7 protein-coding genes are annotated in these 6,279 nt (G+C 69.4%); all 7 read right to left on the minus strand.

From position 1 onward, the window contains the following. Window positions 1–805: DUF3570 domain-containing protein (locus AB7U92_RS19755; RefSeq protein WP_428580924.1), on the minus strand; the 805-nt coding region annotated here is incomplete at its 3' end. After that, on the minus strand, window positions 792–1,037 hold the full coding sequence (locus AB7U92_RS19760; RefSeq protein ID WP_428580927.1) for a DUF4266 domain-containing protein: 246 nt from the start codon (window positions 1,035–1,037) through the stop codon (window positions 792–794). The genes AB7U92_RS19760 and AB7U92_RS19755, both read right to left, overlap by 14 nt. 5 nt (window positions 1,038–1,042) lie before the next feature. After that, a complete protein-coding gene (locus tag AB7U92_RS19765) occupies window positions 1,043–1,576 on the minus strand; it encodes a peroxiredoxin family protein (RefSeq protein WP_428580930.1) in 534 nt (177 codons plus the stop codon). Between the two features lie 8 nt (window positions 1,577–1,584). Beyond that, complete coding sequence (locus AB7U92_RS19770) at window positions 1,585–2,226, minus strand: outer membrane beta-barrel domain-containing protein (RefSeq protein WP_428580932.1); 642 nt, start codon at window positions 2,224–2,226, stop codon at window positions 1,585–1,587. A gap of 22 nt (window positions 2,227–2,248) precedes the next feature. Next, the gene (locus AB7U92_RS19775) at window positions 2,249–3,025 is read right to left on the minus strand and encodes an SH3 domain-containing protein (RefSeq protein ID WP_428580935.1); all 777 of its coding nucleotides are present in this window, start codon (window positions 3,023–3,025) and stop codon (window positions 2,249–2,251) included. Continuing rightward, window positions 3,022–3,603 (minus strand): hypothetical protein, encoded by a 582-nt coding sequence (locus AB7U92_RS19780; protein ID WP_428580938.1) that lies wholly within the window; start codon window positions 3,601–3,603, stop codon window positions 3,022–3,024. Before AB7U92_RS19780 ends, AB7U92_RS19775 begins: the two co-directional genes overlap by 4 nt. Beyond that, window positions 3,600–6,279 (minus strand): hypothetical protein (locus AB7U92_RS19785; protein ID WP_428580941.1); only part of this gene is annotated, 2,680 nt, incomplete at its 5' end. The genes AB7U92_RS19780 and AB7U92_RS19785, both read right to left, overlap by 4 nt.

Raw genomic sequence — 6,279 nt, forward strand, 5'->3', positions numbered from 1 at the left:
GCCAGTCGGTGCCCACGTAGCGGCTGTAAACCGCTTCCAGCGTGTTCGCCTTGATGACCCAGGTGTCCCAGAAGTAGCGGTACTCGGCGCGCGCGGCGTTGCGGTCGCCGAGGTCGCCGATCACCTTGAACTTGACCGCGCGGCTGGTGCGCGTGCGCGGGTGGCGTTCCGGCACGGTGGCGCCGAACACGCGCGCCACGCGGTAGGGGTTGCCGAGGTAGCCGGTGTCCGACACCACCTCGAGGTTGGCGCTGGCCAGCATGCGCGGCGTCAGCACCTGCGTCACGCCGAGCCGGTACTGCCAGTGCTTGGCGGTGTCCGCGAAGCTCGGCTCGCCGGCCTTGAGCACCTTGTCGACGCTGCGCGTGAAGCCCAGCGCGATGGTGGTCATGTTGCCGTAGACCTCCTGCGCGACGTCGAGGCTGAAGCTGTCGGCCTCGTAGTCCGGCTCCTTGCTGCGGTACAGGCCGAGCGACATCAGCGAGTCGCGGTAGGCGTAGTCGACGCCGAGGTCGTAGGACTTGCGCGTCTCCTTGAACGGGCTGGCGGTGGTGACCACGTCGATCGAGGCGTTGCTGACTGCGTCGACGTAGTACGAGCCGTACAGCGACACCTTGTCGGCCAGGCTCTTGCGCACCAGCAGCGCCGGGCCGTCGGCCGTCACGCCGCCGCCCTTGTAGAGGTGGTACAGCGCCTCGGCGCGGTTCTCCGGCAGCTCGATCGCCTTGGCGCCGCCCATCGCGAGCAGGCTGCCGAACAGGCCGGCGATGCGCTGCCAGAGTGTGCGCAGATCAGTTGCAGCCACAGCCGCCTCCCTGGGCTGAGTTAGCACCGCGCGAACCTTCGCGCACCACCAGCACGTGCTCGCGGTGGCGCGCCGCCAGCGGGTCGCCGCCGCCGCGCATGATCGGGTCGGCCAGCCGCTCGCGCTCGTAGGGCTTGACCCAGGGCTCGGGCAGCGAGGGCAGCGAGAACGACGAGCAGCCGGCCAGCAGCGCCGCGCCGGTCAGCGACAGCATGAGAGTGAGGCGTCGCATGGCGTTCATGCCTTCAGGAGCTCGCGCACCTGCTGGTCGTAGGTGATCTCGTAGCCGTCGCGGTAGCCGCGGTGCACGTGGCGCAGGGTGCCGTCGCGGTCGATCAGCAGCGTGGTCGGCATGGTGCTCAGGTCGTAGAGCCTGGCCACGCGCTTCTCGGCGTCGAGCAGCACCGGGAAGGTGATGCCCAGCTTGGCGGCGCCGGCCACGGCGTTGCGCGGGTCGTCGTCGATGTTCACGCCGAGCAGCTGGAAGCCCGAGGCGCGGTACTTCTCGTACAGGCGCACCAGGTGCGGCATCTCGATCTTGCACGGGCCGCACCAGGTGGCCCAGAAGTTCACCATCACCACGCGGCCGCGCTGCTCCTGCAGGCGCAGGTTGCCGCCGGCGGTGGTGCGCAGCGTGAAGTCGGGGGCCGTGCCGCTGCCGATCGCCGCGCGGGCGGTCGTGCACACGGCCGCGCCGGCCGACAGGGCGAGCGCGCCGCCGATCAGGCGACGGCGCGACGGGGAGGGCAGGAGAGTCGATCCGTGGTCCATGGACAGGCTCAGAAGTAGTAGGCGAAGCCGGTGGTCAGCTCGAGGTTCTGCGTGTTCTGGCGCACGCCGAGCAGGTCGTAGCTGAAGATGTGGTCGCGCACGTCCACGCGCACCGCCCAGCGATCGCTGAACAGCACACGGAAGCCGAAGCCGACGTTGAAGGTCTGCTTGCGCTGGTTGGCGAACTTGGTGCTGCCGACGCCGCCGATCAGGTAGATCGACGAGGCCTTGGCGTACTTGCTGCCGAGGAAGATCTCGCCGGGGAAGATGTTGTAGCCGGCCGAGACGTTGTAGTAGCTCAGCTTCTTGTCGGTGTCGGCCAGCGGGCCGGCGCCGGGGAAGATCTCCTCGAAGGTCTTGTCACTGACCTTGGTCTGCGCAAACACGGTCTCGACGAAGAAGTCCTCGCTGAGGTGGTAGCCCAGGCGCACGCCGCCCACCGCGCTGGCGCCGAAGCTCTGCGTGGCGTAGGTGCCTGCGAGCAGGCCAACCTCGAAGTCCTTCGACGGGAACTGGGGGATGCGCACGTCGCGGCGCTGCACCTCGGGCACGATCACCTGCTCGTTGGCAGGCTGCTGTGGCGGCGCGGCGGTCTGCGCGAGCGCCGGGGCCGACAGCATCGCGGTGATCAGGAGCAGGGACAGTCGCATGGTGTTGTTCTCGTCGCGAGGCTCAGAAGAAGAACGACAGGCCGCCGGTCAGCGCGCGGTATTCGGCCGAGCGGGTGTCGTTGAGGAAGGCGGTGTAGATCGAGTAGTCGGCGCGCAGCACGAAGCGCTCGGTCAGGTAGTAGCGCACGCCCACCGAGGCGTTGGCCAGCTTGGCGTCGGTGGGAATGGCCGCCACCAGGCTGGTGTTCGGGATGTTGCGGAAGTTGCCCACGCCGGCGGCGAAGAAAGGCGAGATGCGCTGGTCGGAGAAGGGTTCGAGCTGCAGGTTGACGTGCCAGAAGCTGGTGCCCGAGAACACGCCCTGCACCTGACCCACCGTGCCCTCGATGCCGATCGACTCCGAGAGCTTGTAGCCGACCCAGAACTTGAGCATCGGTTCCTGCTTGAAGTGGCCCCAGCCGGCGCCGAACTCCACGCGGCGCTGCAGGTAGTCGTCGAAGGCGATGTCGCGGAACGAGCGTGAAACGCCCGCTTCGGTCAGCGTGGTGACGAGTTGGCGGCGGTGCACCCAGCCTTCCTTGCCACTCTCGGTGCGCACCTTGTACCAGTCGGTGTAGCGCAGCGAGATCTCCACCCACTCCGAGCGCGCCGCCACGTGGTGGATCGGGTAGCCGCGGCCCGGGCCGGTGCGCATCTCGAGGTAGGGGTCGGTGACCTGCAGCCGCTCGCTGCGTGGAGCCTCGTCGGCCGCACGAGCGGGAACCGCCGCGAAGGCGGCGGCAAGGGCGAGCGCGAGGCAGGCGAGCGGGTGGGCGGCTCTTGGCAGCGGCAGCGTCATTGGTCGAGGCACGCGCCGGTCGCCGGGTCGAGCATGCTGTTGCCGGCGATGCTGAACTCGTCCTGGCCCTGCGGCATCGGCCGGCTGATCCAGTAGGCGATGCGCTTGGCGTTCACGTCGTTGAGGTCGAAGAAGATCTGGCCACCGCCGTGCAGCACGGTCAGCAGCGGCTTGGCCAGCAGCCGGCTTTCCGCCGGCGCGCCGATCACCGTGGCGCCCTGCGAGGAATAGAAGTTTCTGTACATGTCCGTGGCGCGCACCGCGTCTGGCGTGTTGGCCGGGTCGGACAGGTCGACGTCGGCCGCCGCCTGCACCAGCCGCAGCGCGCCGCCCGTGCCGGTGTTGGTGTCGTGGCAGCCGCCGCTGGCGCAGGTGTTGGTGGTGACCACCCCGTTCTGATTGACCTGCAGCTGCAGCAGGTAGATCGGGTTGATGCACTTCTGGAAATAGATGAACGAGAGCTTCTGCCCGCTGGTCTGGCCCGGATTCGCGATCGAATCCGGGTTCGACAGCGGGTTGCCGCCACCGCAGCTGGCCAGCAGCGCGGCGGAGGCGATCGCGGCAACGCGCTTCTTCATGGGTTCGAGCAGCCGCTGGCGATCCAGCTGGCGATGGTGTTGTACTTCGCGCTGCCGGCCGGCATCACGGCGGTGGTGGCGCCCGACGGGTGCGGCGAGGTCGACGGACGGCTCAGCAGCGCGTTCGACGGCCCGTTGCAGACGTCGGAGATCATCGTCAGCGATACGTTGTAGTCGCCTTCGACGCTGCCGGCAAGCACGAAGCGGTTGTTGGCGAAGCTCTGCGCCGTCTGTGCCGCACCCGAGCTGCCCACCGGCTGGTGGCAGCTCGCGCAGTCGCTCTGCAGGATCGGGAAGACGTCGCGCTCGAAGGTCGCTTCGCTCAGCGTGGTCAGCCGCACCGGGCTGCCGTTGGCCACCAGGTTGTTGTAGTACAGGCCGCCCAGGTCCATCCACTCGGCGAGCAGGCGCTTCTCCGCCTTGTTGAGCATCGTCGCGTGGTTCGGCGCGGAGCCGGTCGGGCCGGGGAAGGTCGTGCGCGCATCGGCGCCGGCCTTGAGCGTCTCGCCGGACATGATCTCGGTCAGGCGGCTCGAACGCGCCATGCCGACCGCACCGCCGGCCATGGTCTCCACCAGTGCCGGGCCGCGCACGATCTCGGGCTCGCCGTCGCGCAGCCGCGTCTGCGGCAGGCCGGTGGCCGGGTCGATCACCGGGTCGCCGACCACCAGCTCCTCGTACGAGGTCATGCGGCCGGTGCCGGCGATCGAGCCGCGCAGGTCGAGCGCGGCCGGGTCGGTGTGGCAGGCGGTGCAGGTGTTGGCGCCGCGGTCACGCGTCCACAGCGGCTGGATGTGGTCGGGGTAGTTGATGAAGCCCTCGGTCGGCACCGGCGTGGCCAGGTCGTCGGCCGCGTTGGCGTTGCCGGTGTAGCGGATGGTGATCGGCGCGCGCGCCGTCACGCCGCTGCGGCTGGTGTTGGCCCAGTCGTCGACGAACTCCATGTCGGCCTTCAGCGCGAAGCGGGTGTTGTCCAGCCGCGTGCGCAGCGAGGCCATGGTCTCGCCCGACTGGTGCTGGCTCGCGATCGCCGGGTTCAGCGCCGCCGGCAGCGTGTCGACCACCGTGCCGGAGTTGATCGAGGCGCCGCGGCGCGGGCTGTGGCAGCCCAGGCAGGTGCGGCGCTCGCCGGGGCGAACCTGGATCCAGTTCAGGTGCGTCTGGATGCCGCGGCCCTGGCTGTCGAGCACCGTCAGCGCGATCGGCGTGTCGGCCGGCACGCGCAGCTTGAAGGAGCCGTCCGGCTCGATCGGCGCGTAGCCGAGGATCTGCTGCGGCTCGAAGTCGGTCTCGCCGATCGCCTCGCGCATGCCGGTGCTGCCGGCCTGCGGCGGCACCACGCGCGTGGCGCGCACGAAGCGCATCGGCGAGCAGTGGTAGGCCGCGTCGGCCGGATCCTTGATGCGGGTGAGATCGGCCACCTGGGCGCGCGTGTCGCTGGCGTTCAGCGGCGCGGCCTTGGCGATGCCGGCACTGCAGCCGTTGGCGGCCAGGTCGGCGGGGGCGATCATCGATTCGCCATTGCGGTCCAGGCCATCGGTGTCGTAGACCGAACGCACCTCGATCTCGCCGAGGTTCTGCGCGGCCAGTGCGGCGTCGACGCTGGTCGGGTCGGTGGCGTTCGGCTCCGGGCGCACCTCGATGGCCACCGGGTCGATGTACATGAAGCCGGCCGGCGGCGTGGCGATGGGCAGGAAGGTCTGCTTGGCCTTGGCCGGGTCGAACATGTAGATGCTGTACGCGGCCGGCGCGTTGTCCTGCACCGGCGCGGCGGCGCGCTCGGCGCGCGACATCGTCTCGTCTTCCAGGCTGGCGCGCTCCGCCTCGGTGAGGTTGGCGCAGGGGATCACCGTGCCGTTGCGCGTCACCTCGCAGGGGCGGTAGGCCAGCAGCACGCGGTCGGTGCCGTCCCACAGCGGGTAGGGCGTGGAGATGCGGCCGTAGGGCGACAGGCCGCGGTTCTGGTTCAGCGGCCGGTCCGTCACCTCGGCCTGGCCGCCGCTGGCAGCGACGGAACGGTTGGCCGGCGTGTTGTATTCGGAGTAGTTCGCCGCGTCGATGAACATCAGCGAGCCGCCTTCCTGCGTGCGCGACAGCGCCATCAGGTCGGACGAGACGAAGCCCTTGTACTTGCCATTCGGGTCCATCTCGCGCGGGTTCAGGAAGCTGTTGCCCGGGCTCTGCGCGCCGTAGAGCACGAACATGTCGGTGCCGTCGGGCTTGACGCGGAAGATCGCGAAGCGGTTGCGCGGGCCGACGTGCTCCCAGCGCGAGAACATGATCTCGCCGTTGCTGCGCACCGTCGGGTTGCGGTCGTGGCTCGCGTTGACCGAGATCTGCGTGATCGCGCCGCCGTCCTTGTCCATGGTGTGCAGCTGCAGCACCCGCTCGCGCTCGTATTCGTCGAGCGCATAGAAGGTCTGGTTGCCTTGCACCGTGCGGGTCTTGCCCTGGCGGTTGGAGCTGAACACGAAGCCGCGGCCGCCCGGCAGGTAGGCCGGATCGACGTCGTCTTCGGTGGTCGAGGCGGTGATGCGGCGGAAGGTGCCGCCGGTCAGCCCGCCCGTGCTCATGTCGTATTCCCAGATGTTCCAGCGGCCCGTGCACGCCGGCACGCCGTCGATGGTCGCCGGGTTGGTGGCCGGGCAGCGCATCGTGAAGACGATCTTCGTGCCG

The organism is Piscinibacter sp. (assembly GCF_050175855.1).
GTDB lineage: Bacteria > Pseudomonadota > Gammaproteobacteria > Burkholderiales > Burkholderiaceae_C > Piscinibacter.

Excerpts from the sequence above, each read along its gene's own strand:
- AB7U92_RS19780 (WP_428580938.1), bottom strand. The coding sequence starts at position 3,603 with ATGAAGAAGCGCGTTGCCGCGATCGCCTCCGCCGCGCTGCTGGCCAGC.
- AB7U92_RS19765 (WP_428580930.1), bottom strand. The coding sequence starts at position 1,576 with ATGGACCACGGATCGACTCTCCTGCCCTCCCCGTCGCGCCGTCGCCTG.
- AB7U92_RS19760 (WP_428580927.1), bottom strand. The coding sequence starts at position 1,037 with ATGCGACGCCTCACTCTCATGCTGTCGCTGACCGGCGCGGCGCTGCTG.
- AB7U92_RS19775 (WP_428580935.1), bottom strand. The coding sequence starts at position 3,025 with ATGACGCTGCCGCTGCCAAGAGCCGCCCACCCGCTCGCCTGCCTCGCG.
- AB7U92_RS19770 (WP_428580932.1), bottom strand. The coding sequence starts at position 2,226 with ATGCGACTGTCCCTGCTCCTGATCACCGCGATGCTGTCGGCCCCGGCG.